Origin of the sequence: Pseudomonas gebzensis (genome assembly GCF_034427815.1) — a bacterium.
GTDB lineage: Bacteria > Pseudomonadota > Gammaproteobacteria > Pseudomonadales > Pseudomonadaceae > Aquipseudomonas.
The window spans coordinates 16,204-32,164 of sequence record NZ_JAXQNS010000006.1 but is presented as its reverse complement, the minus strand read 5'-3'; the positions used below and the strand labels follow the sequence as shown (position 1 = coordinate 32,164).

The window sequence follows — 15,961 nt, the reverse complement described above, 5'->3', positions numbered from 1 at the left end:
CCATGGCACTCACCCTCTCGAAGAATCAGACCATTTCCCTGGAGAAGACCGCAGGCAGTGGCTTGTCCAAAGTCACTCTCGGCCTTGGTTGGGATCCGGTCAAAGCCGGTTTCCTGGGCAAGCTGTTTGGTGGCGGCGCCGGTATCGACCTGGATGCCTCGTGCATTCTGTTCGATGCCAACTTGAAGTCGATGGACGTCGTGTGGTTCCGCCAGCTCACATCCCGTGATGGCTCGGTGGTGCACAATGGTGACAACCGCACGGGTGAAGGCGAGGGTGACGACGAGTCGATCGAAGTCGATCTCCTCAGCCTGCCCGCTGCTGTGACCCACCTGGTGTTCACCGTCAACTCCTTCACCGGAGAAAACTTCGAGCGGGTGCAGAACGCCTACTGCCGCATCATCAACTCGGCCAACAAAACCGAACTGGCCCGTTTCAACCTGTCGCAGCAAGGCGCACACACCGGCATCGTCATGGCACGCTTGTCGCGCGGGGCCTCAGGCTGGGAATTCCATACCATCGGCTCTACCGCCAGCGGCCGTACGGTCGACGACCTGGTCGGTCTCGCGGCCCAGGCGGTGCGCGCATGACCGCGCTGACCCCCGGCGCCAATGCCGCGCTCGCGACCGGCATGACCCGAGTGGAAGTGATGTATTCGGCCATCCCTGGGGCCGATATCGACGTTTCCGCCTTTGCCCTTGCGGCCACTGGCAAGGTACGCAGCGACGACGACATGTGCTTCTACGGCCAGCCCTCGGTTCTGGCCGGCGCGGTCCAGCTGGCTGAAAGCGCTGCAGGGCGCGCGGTGTTTGCGATTGACCTGAGCAAGCTGGACGCTGCCATCGAAAAGATCGCACTGACCGCCACCATTCATGAAAACAAGGCGACCTTCGCCCGTGTGGCCAACCTCGGGGTCACCTTGTCCGGGGGGCTCGAAGCGCAGATTCCAACGGCGGGAATGAACGAAACCGCGCTGATTCTTGGCGAACTCTACCGCCGCCAGGGCGCATGGAAGTTCCGCTGCGTGGGCCAGGGTTTTGCCGGTGGACTGGCGCCGTTGGCGACCCATTTCGGCGTCGATGTTGCGGCGCCCGAGCCCGCTTCCAGCTCCACGCCGACGCCGCCGGTACCGACCCCGGCACCCGCCGCGCCACCGGTGCCCAAGCCTAGCGTCAGCCTGAGCAAGATCACCCTGGACAAAACCCGCAGCTCCATCAGCCTGGACAAGAAGGCCGGCGGCTTCGGCGAGATACGTGTCAACCTCAACTGGAACAAGGGCAAGAGCGGTTTCTTCGGCCGCAGCAAGTCCATCGACCTGGATGTGGGTTGCCTGTTCGAGTTGCAGAATGGCGCCAAGGGTGTGGTACAGGCGCTGGGTAATGCGTTCGGCTCGCTGCACGGCGAACCGTACGTGCAGTTGATGGGCGACGACCGCACCGGCTCCGTGTCCGGTGGTGAATGGCTGCACATCAATGGCGATCGCTGGAGCGAGGTGCGGCGCATTCTGGTCTATGCCTTCATCTACGAAGGCGCGCCGAACTGGACCGAAACTGACGGCGTGGTCACTATCTTCGTCCCTGGCCAGCCAGAAATCGAAGTGCGCCTGAACGAAGAGGGCGGGCGCCTCGGTTGCTGCGCCATCGCCTTGTTGGAGAATGACGGGGGATCGGTCAAGGTCACGCGGCGGGTCGATTTCCACCGCTCGCAAGAACCGATGGACAAGGCCTATAACTGGGGCATGCGCTGGAGCGCGGGCTCGAAGTAAGCACATTTTTCGCGGGCCTGGTCCCGTATGTCGAGGTGACACCCATGCTGGCATGGCTTAAAACCAACGCGGCTAAAGCCCGCGAATCCCTGACCACCGAAGTGGCCAAGCACAAGAACCGCAAGTTCATGGAGGCGGTCTCCAATGCCAGTGCCATGGTCGCTCTGGCGAGCAACGGCGCAGGGCCTGAAGAAAAGCAGAAGATGGTCGCGTTTCTGAACAATTCACCCGAACTCAAGGTATTCAGCCTGACCGACGTGCTGGCCGTGTTCAACGATGCGGTGGCCAAGCTCGAGTTCGATCAGCACATTGGTCAGGCAGAAGCGTTGAAGGTCATCGGCCGTATCAAGGACAACGAAAGTGCAGCGCGCCTGCTGGTGCGAGTGACCTGCGCAATCGGTGCATCGGACGGTGATTTCGACGAGAAGGAAAAGGCGGCTTGCCGCCAGATTTGCATGGAGCTGGGTTTGAACCCGGCTGATTTCGAACTCTAAGGTAAACAACTGTGGAAGCTACCCATATCGGTTTTCCCCCGCTGACCATGGCGGTCTTCATCGGCATCGCGGTTGGCGCGCTGCTGCTGGACATGGTCACGCACCGTGGTGACAAGCAGATCACCCTGATGAATGCGTCGGTGTGGTCGATATTCTGGATCGCCATTTCGCTGGCCTTCGCCGGCTTCCTCTACATCCACCATGGCGCCCAGGTGGCCAGCCTGTTCGTCACCGGCTACGCGCTGGAGAAAGTGCTCAGCGTCGACAACCTCTTCGTCTTCATGGCCATTTTCGCCTGGTTCAAGGTGCCCGATGGCTTGCGCCATCGCATTCTGTACTGGGGCATCATCGGCGCCATCGTGTTCCGCGGCGTGTTCGTGGCCATCGGTACCGGCCTGCTGGCGTTCGGCCCGTGGGTGGAGGTGGTGTTCGCGATCATCGTGGCCTGGACCGCGATCATGATGCTGCGAAGCGGCGGGGACGACGAAGAAGAAGAGGATTACTCCAAACACATTGCCTACCGCTTCGCCAAGATGCTTTTCCCGGTCTGGCCCAAGCTGCACGGCAACCACTTCTTCGTGCGTCGCAAGGAGCTCGAAGCCGAGGTGCTCAAGCCTGAAAACAAGGGCATGAGCCTGGCAGCCAAGGGCGGCCTGTTCGCCACGCCGCTGTTCCTCTGCCTGGTGGTGGTGGAAGTGTCCGACGTACTGTTCGCTTTCGACTCCGTGCCAGCGGTGATCGCCGTGAGCCGTGAGCCGTTGATCGTCTACTCGGCCATGTTGTTCGCCATTCTCGGCCTGCGGACCATGTACTTCGTGCTCGAAGCCCTCAAGCGCTACCTGGTGCACCTGGAGAAGGCCGTCATCGCCCTGCTGTTCTTCATTGCCCTGAAGCTGGCGCTCAACGCGACCGACCACATGTTCCACCATGGCTACACCATCGATCCAAATACCAGCCTGCTCATCGTCATGGTGACGCTGGTCATCGGTATCGTTGCCAGTGTGATCTTCCCTGCAAAGGACGACGCACCGGCCGAAACCAAGTGAAACCTCGGTAAAACCACAAGGAGTTAGTCCAATGGCACTCAGCCTTTCCAAAGGTGGCAACCTCAGCCTGACCAAGACCGATCCTTCCCTGACCCGGATCATCGTGGGCCTGGGTTGGGATCCGCGCGCGACCGATGGCACCGAGTTCGACCTCGATGCCAGCGCTTTTCTGCTCAAGGGCGACGGCAAGGTCCGCAGTGAAGCCGACTTCATCTTCTACAACCAGCTCAAGAGCACCGACGGGTCGGTCGAGCACACCGGCGACAACCGCACCGGCGCCGGCGATGGCGATGACGAAGTGATCAAGGTCGACTTGAGCCGCGTTCCCGCCGACGTCGACAAAGTGGTGTTTACCGTCACCATCCACGACGCCGAAGCGCGCAAGCAGAGCTTCGGCCAGGTCGGCGGTGCGTTCATCCGCATCGTCAACGAGACCAACGGTAATGAAGTGGTGCGCTACGACCTGGCCGAAGACGCCTCTACCGAAACCGCGATGATCTTCGCCGAGCTGTACCGCAACAGCGGCGAGTGGAAATTCCGCGCGGTCGGCCAAGGTTATGCTGGCGGCCTGAAGGCTGTAGCGACCAGCTTCGGTCTGGCGTTCTGATCCCTTACTTTTCTACAAGGAACACACTCCATGGCAGTTAGCCTGAGCAAAGGCGGTAACGTCTCGCTGTCCAAAGAGGCCCCCGGCCTTTCCGAGATCACGGTCGGCCTGGGTTGGGACGCTCGCGTCACCGACGGCGCTGAGTTCGACCTCGACGCCTCGGTGTTCGTAGTGGGTGAAAGCGGCAAGGTGCTCGATGACACCGGCTTCATCTTCTACAACAACAAGACGTCGGCCGACGGCTCCATCGAACACCTGGGCGATAACCGCTCGGGCCAGGGCGATGGCGATGACGAGCAGGTCAACGTCAAGTTGACTGGCTTGGCACAGGCCGTGAAGAAGCTGGTCTTCGCCGTCACCATTCACGATGCCGAAACACGCAAGCAGAGCTTCGGTCAGGTGGGCAACGCGTACATCCGCGTGGTCAACAAGGCTGACGGCAAGGAGCTGGCGCGCTACGACCTGAGCGAAGACGCATCTACGGAAACCGCGATGATCTTTGGTGAGCTGTACCGTCATAACGACGAGTTCAAGTTCAAGGCCATCGGCCAAGGCTTTGCCGGTGGCTTGAAGCCGCTGGCCGAAGCCCATGGTGTGAGCATCGGCTAAGGCTTGATGCAATGAAAAAACCCCTGCTTGCAGGGGTTTTTTTTGTTCAAGCAATAATGCCTTGTGCTTTCGCTTCGCGCAGCCAGCTGGGGAATTCCTCCATCAGCCGGTCGTACAGCTCTTCCTCAGACAGATCGTGCAGATCGTCCACGGCGAAGAAACTGCAGTTGTCGACTACCCGACCGTCCATGTCATCGAGTTTTTCCAGGATGCCGTAGCTCGATCCTCCCAGGCCGACAAACTGCCAGAAGAAGGGTTGGCTGGAGGCTTCCAGCATCAGGCGCGTGATGGCGCGGTTTTCATGCACGCCGCCGTCGCTGACAAACAGAATGTACACCGGGGTTTTGTCGCCCGCCTGGCGGTAATAGTCCATCACCAGACGCATGGCCTTGGGCTCGTCATTCACCCGTGCACCCACACTCCACTTGCGCCAGCCGTCCTGGTCGGTGGCGATGTAGTCCTGGTAGTTGTGAAGGGTTGCGGCCGAGAGCTGCACGGGCTTGGCACCGAAGGCGAAGACGTCGAGGTCACCGTCGTCATCGAACGCCACTGCCAACGGGATCAATCGGTTCAGCACCTCCTGCACACGGCCCTTGCTGTACTGGCCATTCATCGAGCCGGAGGCGTCGAGCACCACTGCGACTTTGGCCCGCACTTGCGTGAGGTTGTTCTTCTCCAGGCTGATCTGGGCTTTTTTGGCCAGGCTGATCAGCGCCGGAGCGGCGGCGGCCACTTTTTTCTCCAGCGACACGGTTGCGGTCAGCGTAGAAGGAGCAGGTGCAGGCTCGTCCAGTACCTCACCGCCAAAGTGGCGAACCAGCGCCTCCAGACCCTCGCCAAAACCTTGCAGGTTGGCCAGCAGGCGCCATTCGCCGCCTTTGCGATAGAGGTCAGCCACCATGATGGCTTTCTCGACGCTGAAGGTGCCCGGGCCGAAGGTGCACGTGGCCGCGCTAGGCTGACCCGGCGCCTCGACGTTGAAGCGGCCTGAGCTGATGCTGTTCATGGCACCGTCGCCGTCGATGGCGGCTGTGAACACCAGCCGATCGATACTACCGGGCAGCGCCGCCAGGTTGATGTCGAACTGGCCCGGACCGCGCAGGCGAATGGCATCGCCCGGCGCGCTGGGCTGGTTGAAGAACACCATGAAACGGTCATCGGAAAGCCTGCCCTGGCTGTCGAGGCCGAAGCAGGCGAAGTCGATCTCATGGCGCGAATCAATGCTCACGGTGACGCTCAGGCGCTCGGCAAGGCCGAGGGTGGACAGCGGCAGGCGCTGGCCTTGAGTGAGTTGCATGCAATGTCCTTGTTAAGGCTGGAAACAGGGCAGGGTGGTGGCCGGCCCTGTGCGCAGGCGACGCAGCGCAAGGGCCGGCAAGCACAGCGCTCAGCGTTGCGGCGAGCTGGGCGCCAGTGGCCGATGGCGACGACGCAGTCGGTTGCGCACCGCCAAGGTGATGGACAACACGATCAGCAACGCGATCGTGAAGAACAAGGTGTTGAACAGTGGGAACGGCGCGCTGGGGCTGCTGGTGGCCTGGACATTGGTGATGTTGGGGAACATCGAGAACATCTGTACGCGCCAGCCGTAATAGCGGATCACCACGAGCTGGTTGGCGTCGCGCGAGTAGTCTTGCGCCATGGCCTGCAGGTCGGCGCTGTCGAACTTGAAGTACCACGGGAAGCCCCAGCGGGTGTCTTCATTGCGATACACGGCCACCTCGCGTGCGGCATCGTTGCTGACGGTATTGATGAAGTACACGTCGCGAGTTGGCCCATCGGCCGGGTTCTCGGCGTTGATCACGCCGTCGGCATCCATGCGCTTGACCTCGACCCCAGTCACACGAACCACTTCGTGCCGCGGAAGGTAATAGTGCAAGCTCAGGGCAACTGCCGCGAGCACGATCAGGCATAGCACCGCGATCAAACGTTTCAACCAAGGCATCGGGACATCACTCTGCTGGAAATGGGCGAATATGCAGGGGAAACGATAGCGGGTGTGACGCGAGAATGTTGCAAAATCCTTCAAGGCGCCGGCGGCTCGGATGCGCGTGCTGTGCAGCAGTGAACCCAGGCAAGGAGTGACCCCATGGCAAGACGATTGCCCCTCGGCCTATGCGCACTGTTAAGCGTTGGCCCAGTGCTGGCCGACACCTCGGACACCGGCGAGCGCATGTCCCGTGCAGAGCAGTTGAAGGTATTCGGTGCAGCAGGCTTCAGCGATCAACCCACAGACTGCCAGCTGGAAGCCGAGCACTACGAAAACTACCGGCCAGTGACCATGGACGTCGTCAAGGACTTGAACGGCGACGGGCGTCTCGACGCGATCATCACTGAGGGCAGCACGCTGTGCTGTGGCTTCACTGGGCAAGGCTTTTTCATCGTGACCAAGCAGGCCGACGGTGAATGGCGGCAAGTGGCCAGCGGCGAGGGCATACCGCAGTTCCTGCCGCATCGGGGCGTAGATGGCTGGCCTGATATCGAGATCGCCGGCCCAGGGACGCGCAGGCCAGTGCTGCGTTATGACGGCAATACCTACAAGCTACTGCCGCAGCCCTGAGCGACGGGTTACCGCTTGGCTGGCCACACATGACGGGGATCGGGCATTCACCGGCCGCCGCACATTGCCAGTGCTACAGCCTGAGGCGATCCGATCTACGGCCCTTGTCACCCGGGGCTATCTGTATGTATAAACAGTGCCCCTGTCTGCGCTGCCCGGCCGTTTCCTGTGATCGCTCATTCTGTCGAAGACCCGTTTTACTACCTGCACAACTTTCGCCAAGTACTGGCGTGGGTCGAGCTGCGCTATGTGGATCTGCTGGAAGACGAAGAGCAGGCGTTCATCCGCGGTTTTACCGACCTCCCGCAGACGTCCCAGGCCTTGTTGGTGCGGATGGTGATGCGCAAGGGCGAGCTGTTCCGTACCGACCGCCTGGCGTATGCCGAGATCGGCTGCACCCACGCGGCACTTGCGCCCTTGCTGGTACGGGGCTGGGTGTGCGATGACGCGCCCCTCAGTGTCGAGCAATTGGGTGTGCTGCTGCGCAAGGATGAACTGGCCCTGGGCTTTTCCCACCTGCTCAAGCAGCCCCGTGCAGCCAAGTCGCAGCTGCTGAGCGAGCTGGCTGAACTGCAACTGCTCCCCAGGCCCTTGGCCGAGTGGTTGCCTGGTTTCCCCGTCGCCATCGTCCATTGGCGCTTGCAAGCGCTGTGCGATCGCCTGCGCCTGCTGTTCTTCGGCAACCTGTACCAGGACTGGTCGGAGTTCGTCCTGGCTGATATGGGCCTGCTGCGCTTCGAGCAGGTAGCGTTCTGTGCCGATTCGCGCGCGTTGCGCCAGCGCAGCGAAGTCGCATTGGCCATGGCCCTGCACCAGTGCGCCGAGCAGCTGGAGGCCGGCGCACCCCCGGCGCAGCTGCTGGGCACACTGCAAGGGCTACAGGCTGAAAACCCTTGGCTGGAGCGGCGCCGCTCGCGGTTGCTATTCCAGGTCGGCCAACAGTGCGAGCGTCTGGCCGACTGGCCATTGGCGCTGGCGGTGTACCAGGACTGCGGCCACGCCGAGTCGCGGATTCGCCAGGTTCGAGTCCATGAGCGCAGCGAGCAGTGGCAGGCCGCGTTCGAGTTGGCCAGCCAGATGGCCGCCGCTCCCGCCAATGCCCTCGAAGCCCAAGCCTGCGAGCGCATGGTGCCGAGGCTGATGCGCAAGCTCGGCGGCCCACCACAACCCCGTCGGCGCGCCCGGGCGGTCAGCACACTCGAGCTGGAGCTGCCGCGCGAACTGGCGAGCCTGGGGGTGGAGCGGGCCGTGCGCCAGCACCTGCTCGAAGGCGGGGGCGAGGTCCACTACGTCGAGAACACGCTGTTCAACAGCCTGTTCGGCCTGCTGTGCTGGGAGGCCGTGTTCGCGCCCATTCCCGGGGCATTCTTCCATCCGTTCCAGAGCGCACCGCAAGACCTGCACGACGCTGACTTCCAACTGCGCCGCCAGGCGCAGTTCGACCGTTGCATCGAGCAATTGGCCGACGGCAGCTATCGCCAGGTGATCCCCGAGCGCTTCACCACCAAATACGGCCTGCAATCACCGTTCGTGGTCTGGCAGGTCCTGACCCCGGCGCTGCTCGAGCAAGCCTTGCATTGCCTGCCGCCGGCACACTTGCAAGCCTGCTTCCTGCGTCTGCTGCAGGACATTCGCAACAATCGCACTGGCATGCCGGACCTGATCCAGTTCTGGCCCGAACAGGGCCGCTACCGAATGATCGAGGTCAAGGGGCCGGGTGATCGCCTGCAAGACAACCAACTGCGCTGGTTGGCGTTCTGTGAACAGCACGGTCTGCCGGTCGAGGTCTGTCATGTGCGCTGGCGCGAGGCGGCATGAGCTATAGCGTGGCCGTGAGGGCACTGTGTGAGTTCAGTGCCAAGGTTGGCGATCTCGACCTGCGCTTCACGCCTTCACCGACCGCCCAGGAGGGCATCGAAGGCCATCGGCGCGTCGCGGCCAGTCGCGGCGCCGACTACGAGTCCGAAGTGCCCTTGGCGGGTGAGTACCAGAGCCTCAAGGTGCGCGGGCGCGCCGATGGCTATGACCCGCTGCGCAATCGGCTGGAGGAGGTCAAGACCCACCGGGGTGACCTGAGCCGCCAACCCGCCAACCACCGTCAACTGCATTGGGCCCAAGCCAAGGTATATGCCTGGTTGCTCTGTCAAAGCCGTGAGCTGAGCGAAATCGAGGTTACGTTGGTCTATCTGGAGGTCGACAGCGACCGCCAGACCCTCATCAGTGAGCCCCACACCGCCGCCGAACTGCAGCAGTTCTTCGAGCTGCAATGCCAACGCTTCATCGTCTGGGCGCAAATCCAGGAGCGGCGACTGGCCGAGCGCGATCAGGGCTTGCAGGCCCTGGGCTTCCCTTATGCGCAGTTTCGCCAGGGCCAGCGCCAGTTGGCCGAGACCTTGTACAAGGCCGTGAGCACCGGCCGCTGCCTGCTGGCCCAGGCCAGCACGGGTATCGGCAAGACCCTCGGCACACTGTTCCCGCTGCTCAAGGCCATGGTGCCGCAGCAACTGGACAAGCTGTTCTTCCTCACCGCCAAGACACCAGGGCGCAAGCTGGCCCTCGATGCCCTGCGCCAGATCCAGCAGGCCAGCGCCCAGCCTGGCTTGCGCACCTTGGAACTGATCGCCCGCGACAAGGCCTGCGAGCACCCCGGGAGCGCCTGCCACGGCGAGTCCTGCCCGTTGGCCCAGGGATTCTACGATCGATTGCCGGCGGCCCGTGAAGCGGCCGGGCACCGGACCCTGCTGGACCAGCAGGCGCTGCGCGAGGTCGCGCTTGAGCACCAGGTCTGCCCGTATTACCTGGGCCAGGAAATGGCCCGTTGGGTCGATGTGGTGGTCGCCGACTACAACTATTACTTCGACGCCTACGCTTTGCTGTTCGGCCTGGCCCAGGCCAACCAGTGGCGCGTGGCGGTGCTGGTCGATGAAGCCCACAACCTGGTCGAGCGTGGCCGGCAGATGTACAGCGCCAGTTTCGATCAGGGCCAGCTGATGAGCCTGCGCCAAAGCCCGCCCGAGGGTTTGGACAAGGTGCTTGACCGTCTCAATCGCCAGTGGAATGCCCTGTACAAGACCCAGGTGGCGCCGTATCAGGCCAGCGAGCAGTTGCCCGACGCCTTTCTGCGCGCGTTGCAGCAGTTCCTCGGCCAGGTGCAGGAACGTCTGGAACTGACCCCCACGCACATCGACCCGGCGCTGTTGCAGTTCTACTTCAATGCCTTGCAGTTCAGCCGGGTGGCGGAGCTGTTCGACGATCACTACCTGTTCGACATCACCCAGCGCAATGGGCCGCGCAAGCGCCGCCTGGCCACGTTGTGCCTGCGCAATGTGGTGCCGGCGCGTTTGCTCGGTCCGCGCATGCGCGCAGCGCGCAGCGTCACGCTGTTCTCCGCCACCCTTGGGCCGCAGCAGTTCTATCGTGACCTGCTGGGCATGCCACCAGACACCGCCTGGCTCGATGTGCAGGCGCCGTTTCAGGCCGAGCAATTGCAGGTGCGCATCGTCAGCCAGGTGTCGACCCGCTATCACCAGCGTCAAACGTCGGTGGCGCCGATTACTGCTCTGATTGCCGAGCAATACCAGCGTCAGCCGGGCAACTACCTGGCCTTCTTCAGCAGTTTCGAGTACCTGCAGCAGGTGGCGGCGCACCTGGCCGAGCATCATCCGGCGATCCCCACATGGTCGCAGGCAGCGGGGATGGATGAAGCGGCGCGCGACGCCTTCCTGGCGCGCTTCGAGGCCGATGGCCGGGGCATCGGTTTCGCGGTACTGGGCGGCGCGTTTGCCGAGGGGGTCGACCTGCCGGGCACTCGATTGATCGGCGCTTTCGTCGCCACCTTGGGTTTGCCGCAAGTCAACCCGGTCAATGAACAGTTCAAGCAGCGCCTGCACCGCCAGTACGGCGCAGGCTTTGACTATGCCTACCTGTATCCGGGTGTGCGCAAGGTGATCCAGGCTGCCGGCCGGGTGATCCGTGGCGATCAGGATCGCGGTGTGTTGTTGTTGATCGACGAGCGCTTTGCCGAGCGCCGCGTACAGCAGATGTTTCCAGCTTGGTGGCAGTACGCCACGGAATAATCCATGCAGCCCATCGCCTGGCACTGCAACTCTTCGTACACTACGGGCTCTTAGCCTCTGTACGAATAGCCGCAGGGCGCCGTGTTCAGCTCAGCCTGACGGTCGCGCGGCCGTGTTCTACAGTGCCTAACCCTTACATTCGTTGATCTCGAGGTTCTTGCATGACGCTCAGTCCATTGGCAGGCAAGCCGGCTCCGGCCAGCGTATTGGTTGATATCCCGCGCCTGTTGACTGCTTATTACATGGGTCACCCGGACCCGGCCATCGTCGGCCAGCGGGTCGCCTTCGGCACCTCGGGCCACCGCGGCACCTCGCTGGAGCTCAGCTTCAACGAAGATCACGTTCTGGCCATCTCCCAGGCCATTTGCCTGTACCGCGAGGCCAACGGTATTACGGGCCCGCTGTTCATCGGCGCCGACACCCACGCACTCTCCGCCCCGGCCGCGGCCAGCGCGCTGCAGGTACTGGCCGCCAACGGCGTGCAGGTGAGGCTGTCCAAGGATGACGAGTACACGCCGACCCCGGCCGTATCCCACGCCATCCTCTGCTACAACCGTGGCCGCAGCGACGGCCTGGCCGATGGCGTGGTGATTACGCCTTCGCACAACCCGCCGCAGAGCGGCGGCTTCAAGTACAACCCACCCAACGGTGGCCCGGCCGACAGCGATGTCACCAAGTGGATCGAAGCCAAGGCCAACGAACTGCTGGCCGCAGGCCTTGCCGGGGTCAAGCGCGTCGCCCATGAACAGGCGCTGCAGGCACCGACCACGCAACGCCACGACTACATCAGCCACTACGTGGCAGACCTGGAAAACGTCATTGATTTCGACGTGATTCGTGCTGCCAACCTGCGCCTGGGCGTCGATCCGCTCGGCGGCGCCGGGGTGCGCTACTGGTCGGCGATTGCCAAGCACTACCAGCTGAACCTGGAGGTGGTGAACACCGAGGTCGACCCCACCTTCCGCTTCATGAGCGTCGACTGGGACGGGCAGATCCGCATGGACCCGTCCTCGCCGTACGCCATGCAGGGCCTGATCGGCCTGCGCGAACGCTTCGACGTGGCCTTCGCATGCGACCCGGACCACGACCGACACGGCATCGTGACCGCCGACGGCCTGCTGGCGCCGAACAACTACCTGGCCGTGGCCATCGATTACCTGTACCGCCATCGCCCGCAGTGGCGCCAGGACGCCGCCGTGGGCAAGACCGTGGTGTCCAGCGGCCTGATCGACCGCGTGACCCAACGCCTGGGCCGCGAGCTGTTCGAGGTGCCGGTGGGCTTCAAGTATTTCGCCCAGGGCCTGTTCGACGGCACCCTCGGCTTTGGCGGCGAGGAGAGCGCTGGCGCCTCGTTCCTGCGCAAGGACGGCTCGGTCTGGGCCACTGACAAGGACGGCTTGATCCCCGCCCTGCTGGCGGCCGAGATGACTGCGCGCACCGGCCGCACCCCGAGCCAGGCATATGCCGACCTCACCGCGGCCCTCGGCAAGCCTTACGCCACACGCGTCGAAGCCAAGGCCGATGCGCGTCAGAAAGGCCTGCTGAGCAAGCTGGCTCCCGAGCAGGTGACGTCTACCGAACTCGCCGGCGAGCCGATCGAACAGATCCTCAGTCACGCGCCCGGCAACGGCCAGGCCATTGGTGGCCTCAAGGTGATGACAGCCAATGGTTGGTTTGCCGCGCGCCCTTCTGGCACCGAAGACATCTACAAGATCTACGCCGAAAGCTTCATCGACGAGGCGCACCTCAAGCGCCTGGTGGCCGAAGCGCAGGTGTTGGTCGACACGGCCATCGCCTGAAGCCTGTGAGCCTGCGTCGAAACGCAGGGTGTTAGCCCAGGGGCCGCGCAAGCGGCCCTTGTTTCATCACGCACGCAAGACACCCGGCGGGCAGTCAATCTACTTTCGGGCGCTGTTCCCTTGCCCCGAGCACCGTCATCTGCGCTGGCACGCTGGCAGCGCGCGACGTTCCGGCATCGACGATGCATTTCTTCAGGAGTACGCCCGTGGGCATGCAAGGCCAGGATCGGCAAATCGACAACATCGAGTTCAACGTCAGCGATATCGACCGCAGTAAAGCGTTCTACGGCGACGTGTTCGGCTGGACCTTCACCGACTACGGGCCCACCTACACCGAGTTCAGTGACGGCCGGCTGCGTGGTGGCCTGACCACGGGCGAGCCGGTTCGCCCTGGCGGGCCGTTGGTGATCGTGTATGGCAATGACTTGGAGGCGCTGCAAGCGCGGGTGGTGGCTGCAGGCGGGCACCTCACTCGGACCGTGTTCGCCTTCCCGGGTGGGCAGCGTTTTCAGTTTCGCGATCTGGACGGCTACGAGTTGGCAGTGTGGAGTGCGGTGTCCTGAGGCAGGCTCTGCAGGCCAGTGGCGCTCGGTTGAGCGAGGCACTTCACGAGCACGCCAGCTCGCTTGAAAACGCATGACTCATTGATTCAACTGGTAGATCGGGCCGGCTCCAGTCGCCAAAGGCGGCAGAGCCGCCCTCACTCAGGCAGCTCGCACCGTTCGATCAGGCGCGATTCAAGCCTCTCTCGGCTAACCGCAGCAGCGGACCGGCCGCGCCTGAGCGCATGGACGCGCTGCGCGGCGTCCTGACGGCAACGCCTGAACCGATTACTTGGCGTCCAGCTTCTCCAGCTCTTCGTTGATGTCCTTGACCCGCGTCGTGGCCTGCTCGCGCAACTTCGGATCGGTCGCGGTCTGCATCATCAGGTTGTTGAGCTTTTCACCGATCGATTTGGTTTCCGGCGTCTTGCCCAATTGCTGGGCCTTGGTCGAATCTTGTACCAACGGAGCGATCTGCTTGAATTCGGCGTCGGTGAAGTGCTCTTCGCTGTAGAGCTTGTGGATGTCGTCACGGTATTCATCGAAGGTGAAGTGCTCACGGACCACTTCCTTGATTTTCTCGACCGGCACGTTCGGGTGGGCCGCGCCGAATGGCGGGACGATGCTCTCGATGGTGGTTTCGTAGTTTTGCTTGAGCGGAAATTGCGCGTCGATCTGCGCATCGCGGTCGTTCTTGCCGCAGGCAGCGAGGGCGCTTACCAGCAGCAGGGGCAGAATGAATCGAGGGGAACGCAACATGGGTAAAAACCTTCCTGGTGGATGAAAAAGGGGGGAGACCCTAGCAGCTGGCCTGGGCCGGCGATAGCGGATCGGCCATATAACGCTGGTAGAACTCGAGTGTGGCGAGATTCTTGTGCTTGGCCTCGAACATGATGTCGAAGGCATCCACGAACTGCAGGGCGTAGCGGTTGGTCCAGTCGTTCCACATCAGGTTGCTGTGGCCGTACAGGTCGCGCTTGTTGACCGCCTCCAGCAACGCCGGAATCTCCAGCTTCTGCTGCGCCGTGAAACCCAGCTCCTGCAGCCGCTCGGGGGGTTGCGAGTAATGCATCACCGGCCGTACACCGCGCCAGCTGTCAATGATGCGCGGCAGCCGCGGATCGCTTCGCGCGACGTAGTCGTTCTCGTGAATCCAGGCGTGGTGGATGTCGAGTACCACCGGGGCCAGGTCAGCCAGGCCCAGGCAGTCATCAACGCCATAGGTTTTCTCATCGTTTTCGAAGGTGATGACGTTACGCGCCACCTGCGACAACCGCGGCCACACCGCCCGCACGCCCTCGGCGCCCAGGCGCCCGGCGATGTGCACGTTGCATTTGAAGTCCTGAAACTGCTGGCCGTAGCCCATCATTCGAATCATGTCAGCGTGGTACTCGAATTCCGCCAGGCTGGCTTCGACCACTTCGGGACGGTCCGAGCCGAGCACGCAATACTGGCCGGGGTGGAACGACAGGCGAATGTCGGCCTCGCGCGCGCGCTGGCCGATGGCAGCGAAGCGCGGCTGCAGCTCGGCCTGGACATCGGCGGCCTGATAGAACGCTGCCACGTCGCGATGGCTGTACAGCGGCAGCAGGTCACTGCTCAGGCGCAGCATGTGCAGCGCGCAGGGCAGGGTGGCAACGTAGTCGATCAGGCGCAGTTGCGCGTCCAGGTTGTGCTGCAGCAGTTCCAGCAGTTTGCCCCGCGCCGCCTCGGCACTGGCCGACGACAGCCAGCGCAAGGTGGTGGTACGGGTATTGAACACACGCTCGATCGTCTCGAGTTCTTTCACCGAATGGCTGCGGTGGGGGTGGCGGTACATGCAGGCAAAGCCCAAGCGGGGCATCGGCAACTCCAGAAATGTGCGACAGGCAGGCAATGGACCGTGGGCCGGGGCAGAATGCTCCCTTGGGGGCGCTATCGAGTCGCTGAACCGCGCTCGCACGCGCCGGGTCTGAACTGGGCATGCCCTGTTTCACTGCCCAAGGACCCTCATCATGCGCGAACGCCCTTCCGCCCGTTTACTGGTGCTCGACCCGCAACAGCGGGTCTTGCTGTTTCATTTCGTTCATCACCACGGCGTGCTGGCCGGAACGTCATGCTGGGCGACGCCCGGTGGTGGGGTGGAGGCGGGCGAGGACTTTGCCCAGGGCGCCCGGCGTGAGCTGTGGGAAGAGACCGGCATCGACGTGGCGGATGTCGGCGAGGCGATTGCCGAACGATGCTTCGAGATGACCCTGCCCAGCGGCGAGCGGGTCAGGGCCATCGAGCAGTTTTTCGTCGTGCGGGTGGCGCAGACAACGATTTCCAACGTGAACTGGAGTGAACTGGAAGTCGAGGTGCTGGCCGCCCACCGCTGGTGGACGCGTGAAGACGTGCTGACCACAGAGGACACCGTGTGGCCCAATGACCTGCCCGCACTGCTGGCACAAGTGAATCGGCCGCAGCGCCCATGATCCGTAGCTT

Annotated in this window: 16 protein-coding genes; 12 read left to right on the top strand and 4 right to left on the bottom strand. The window is 63.0% G+C overall.

Annotated elements, in window-relative coordinates; translation table 11 throughout:
- The first annotated feature begins 2 nt into the window (after positions 1-2).
- The 6 genes from SJI00_RS12795 to SJI00_RS12770 are packed head-to-tail and all read left to right on the top strand — an operon-like array spanning position 3 to position 4,521.
- Positions 3-590, top strand: coding sequence for a TerD family protein (locus tag SJI00_RS12795; protein ID WP_322462085.1), 588 nt, complete (start codon positions 3-5; stop codon positions 588-590).
- Positions 587-1,765, top strand: a complete 1,179-nt coding sequence (locus SJI00_RS12790) for a TerD family protein (RefSeq protein WP_322462084.1) — start codon at positions 587-589, stop codon at positions 1,763-1,765. Before SJI00_RS12795 ends, SJI00_RS12790 begins: the two co-directional genes overlap by 4 nt.
- A 44-nt stretch (positions 1,766-1,809) precedes the next feature.
- Positions 1,810-2,259 carry a tellurite resistance TerB family protein gene (locus tag SJI00_RS12785; protein ID WP_322462083.1) on the top strand — a complete coding sequence of 150 codons (450 nt, stop codon included), beginning with the start codon at positions 1,810-1,812 and terminating at the stop codon, positions 2,257-2,259.
- Positions 2,260-2,270: 11 nt separating this feature from the next.
- On the top strand, positions 2,271-3,305 hold the full coding sequence (locus tag SJI00_RS12780) for a TerC/Alx family metal homeostasis membrane protein (RefSeq protein WP_322462082.1): 1,035 nt from the start codon (positions 2,271-2,273) through the stop codon (positions 3,303-3,305).
- A 31-nt stretch (positions 3,306-3,336) separates the two neighbouring features.
- A complete protein-coding gene (locus SJI00_RS12775; protein ID WP_322462081.1) occupies positions 3,337-3,912 on the top strand; it encodes a TerD family protein in 576 nt (191 codons plus the stop codon).
- Positions 3,913-3,942: 30 nt separating this feature from the next.
- The gene (locus tag SJI00_RS12770; RefSeq protein WP_322462080.1) at positions 3,943-4,521 is read left to right on the top strand and encodes a TerD family protein; all 579 of its coding nucleotides are present in this window, start codon (positions 3,943-3,945) and stop codon (positions 4,519-4,521) included.
- 46 nt (positions 4,522-4,567) lie between these two features.
- On the opposite strand, the gene SJI00_RS12765 is transcribed toward SJI00_RS12770, so the two are convergent.
- Positions 4,568-5,818, bottom strand: a complete 1,251-nt coding sequence (locus tag SJI00_RS12765; protein ID WP_322462079.1) for a VWA domain-containing protein — start codon at positions 5,816-5,818, stop codon at positions 4,568-4,570.
- A gap of 90 nt (positions 5,819-5,908) precedes the next feature.
- Positions 5,909-6,466, bottom strand: a complete 558-nt coding sequence (locus SJI00_RS12760) for a DUF1523 family protein (RefSeq protein WP_322462078.1) — start codon at positions 6,464-6,466, stop codon at positions 5,909-5,911.
- 144 nt (positions 6,467-6,610) lie between these two features.
- On the opposite strand from SJI00_RS12760, the gene SJI00_RS12755 reads away from it, so the two are divergent.
- From SJI00_RS12755 to SJI00_RS12735, 5 genes are all read left to right on the top strand, one after another.
- Positions 6,611-7,081, top strand: a complete 471-nt coding sequence (locus SJI00_RS12755) for a hypothetical protein (protein ID WP_322462077.1) — start codon at positions 6,611-6,613, stop codon at positions 7,079-7,081.
- A 168-nt stretch (positions 7,082-7,249) separates the two neighbouring features.
- The gene (locus tag SJI00_RS12750; RefSeq protein ID WP_322462076.1) at positions 7,250-8,899 is read left to right on the top strand and encodes a VRR-NUC domain-containing protein; all 1,650 of its coding nucleotides are present in this window, start codon (positions 7,250-7,252) and stop codon (positions 8,897-8,899) included.
- On the top strand, positions 8,896-11,157 hold the full coding sequence (locus SJI00_RS12745) for an ATP-dependent DNA helicase (protein WP_322462075.1): 2,262 nt from the start codon (positions 8,896-8,898) through the stop codon (positions 11,155-11,157). The genes SJI00_RS12750 and SJI00_RS12745 overlap by 4 nt, the downstream gene beginning before the upstream one ends.
- A gap of 161 nt (positions 11,158-11,318) precedes the next feature.
- Positions 11,319-12,956 carry a phosphoglucomutase (alpha-D-glucose-1,6-bisphosphate-dependent) gene (gene pgm / locus SJI00_RS12740; protein ID WP_322462074.1) on the top strand — a complete coding sequence of 546 codons (1,638 nt, stop codon included), beginning with the start codon at positions 11,319-11,321 and terminating at the stop codon, positions 12,954-12,956.
- 206 nt (positions 12,957-13,162) lie between these two features.
- Entirely contained in the window at positions 13,163-13,519 is a 357-nt protein-coding gene (locus SJI00_RS12735) for a VOC family protein (RefSeq protein WP_322462073.1), read from the top strand.
- A gap of 267 nt (positions 13,520-13,786) precedes the next feature.
- Here SJI00_RS12735 and SJI00_RS12730 read toward each other — a convergent pair whose 3' ends face one another.
- Positions 13,787-14,257 carry a hypothetical protein gene (locus SJI00_RS12730; RefSeq protein ID WP_322462072.1) on the bottom strand — a complete coding sequence of 157 codons (471 nt, stop codon included), beginning with the start codon at positions 14,255-14,257 and terminating at the stop codon, positions 13,787-13,789.
- Between the two features lie 40 nt (positions 14,258-14,297).
- Positions 14,298-15,341 carry a UV DNA damage repair endonuclease UvsE gene (uvsE, locus tag SJI00_RS12725; RefSeq protein ID WP_322462071.1) on the bottom strand — a complete coding sequence of 348 codons (1,044 nt, stop codon included), beginning with the start codon at positions 15,339-15,341 and terminating at the stop codon, positions 14,298-14,300.
- Positions 15,342-15,492: 151 nt separating this feature from the next.
- Here uvsE and SJI00_RS12720 point away from each other — a divergent pair, with 151 nt between their 5' ends.
- Complete coding sequence (locus SJI00_RS12720; protein WP_322462070.1) at positions 15,493-15,951, top strand: NUDIX hydrolase; 459 nt, start codon at positions 15,493-15,495, stop codon at positions 15,949-15,951.
- Positions 15,952-15,961 lie beyond the last annotated feature (10 nt).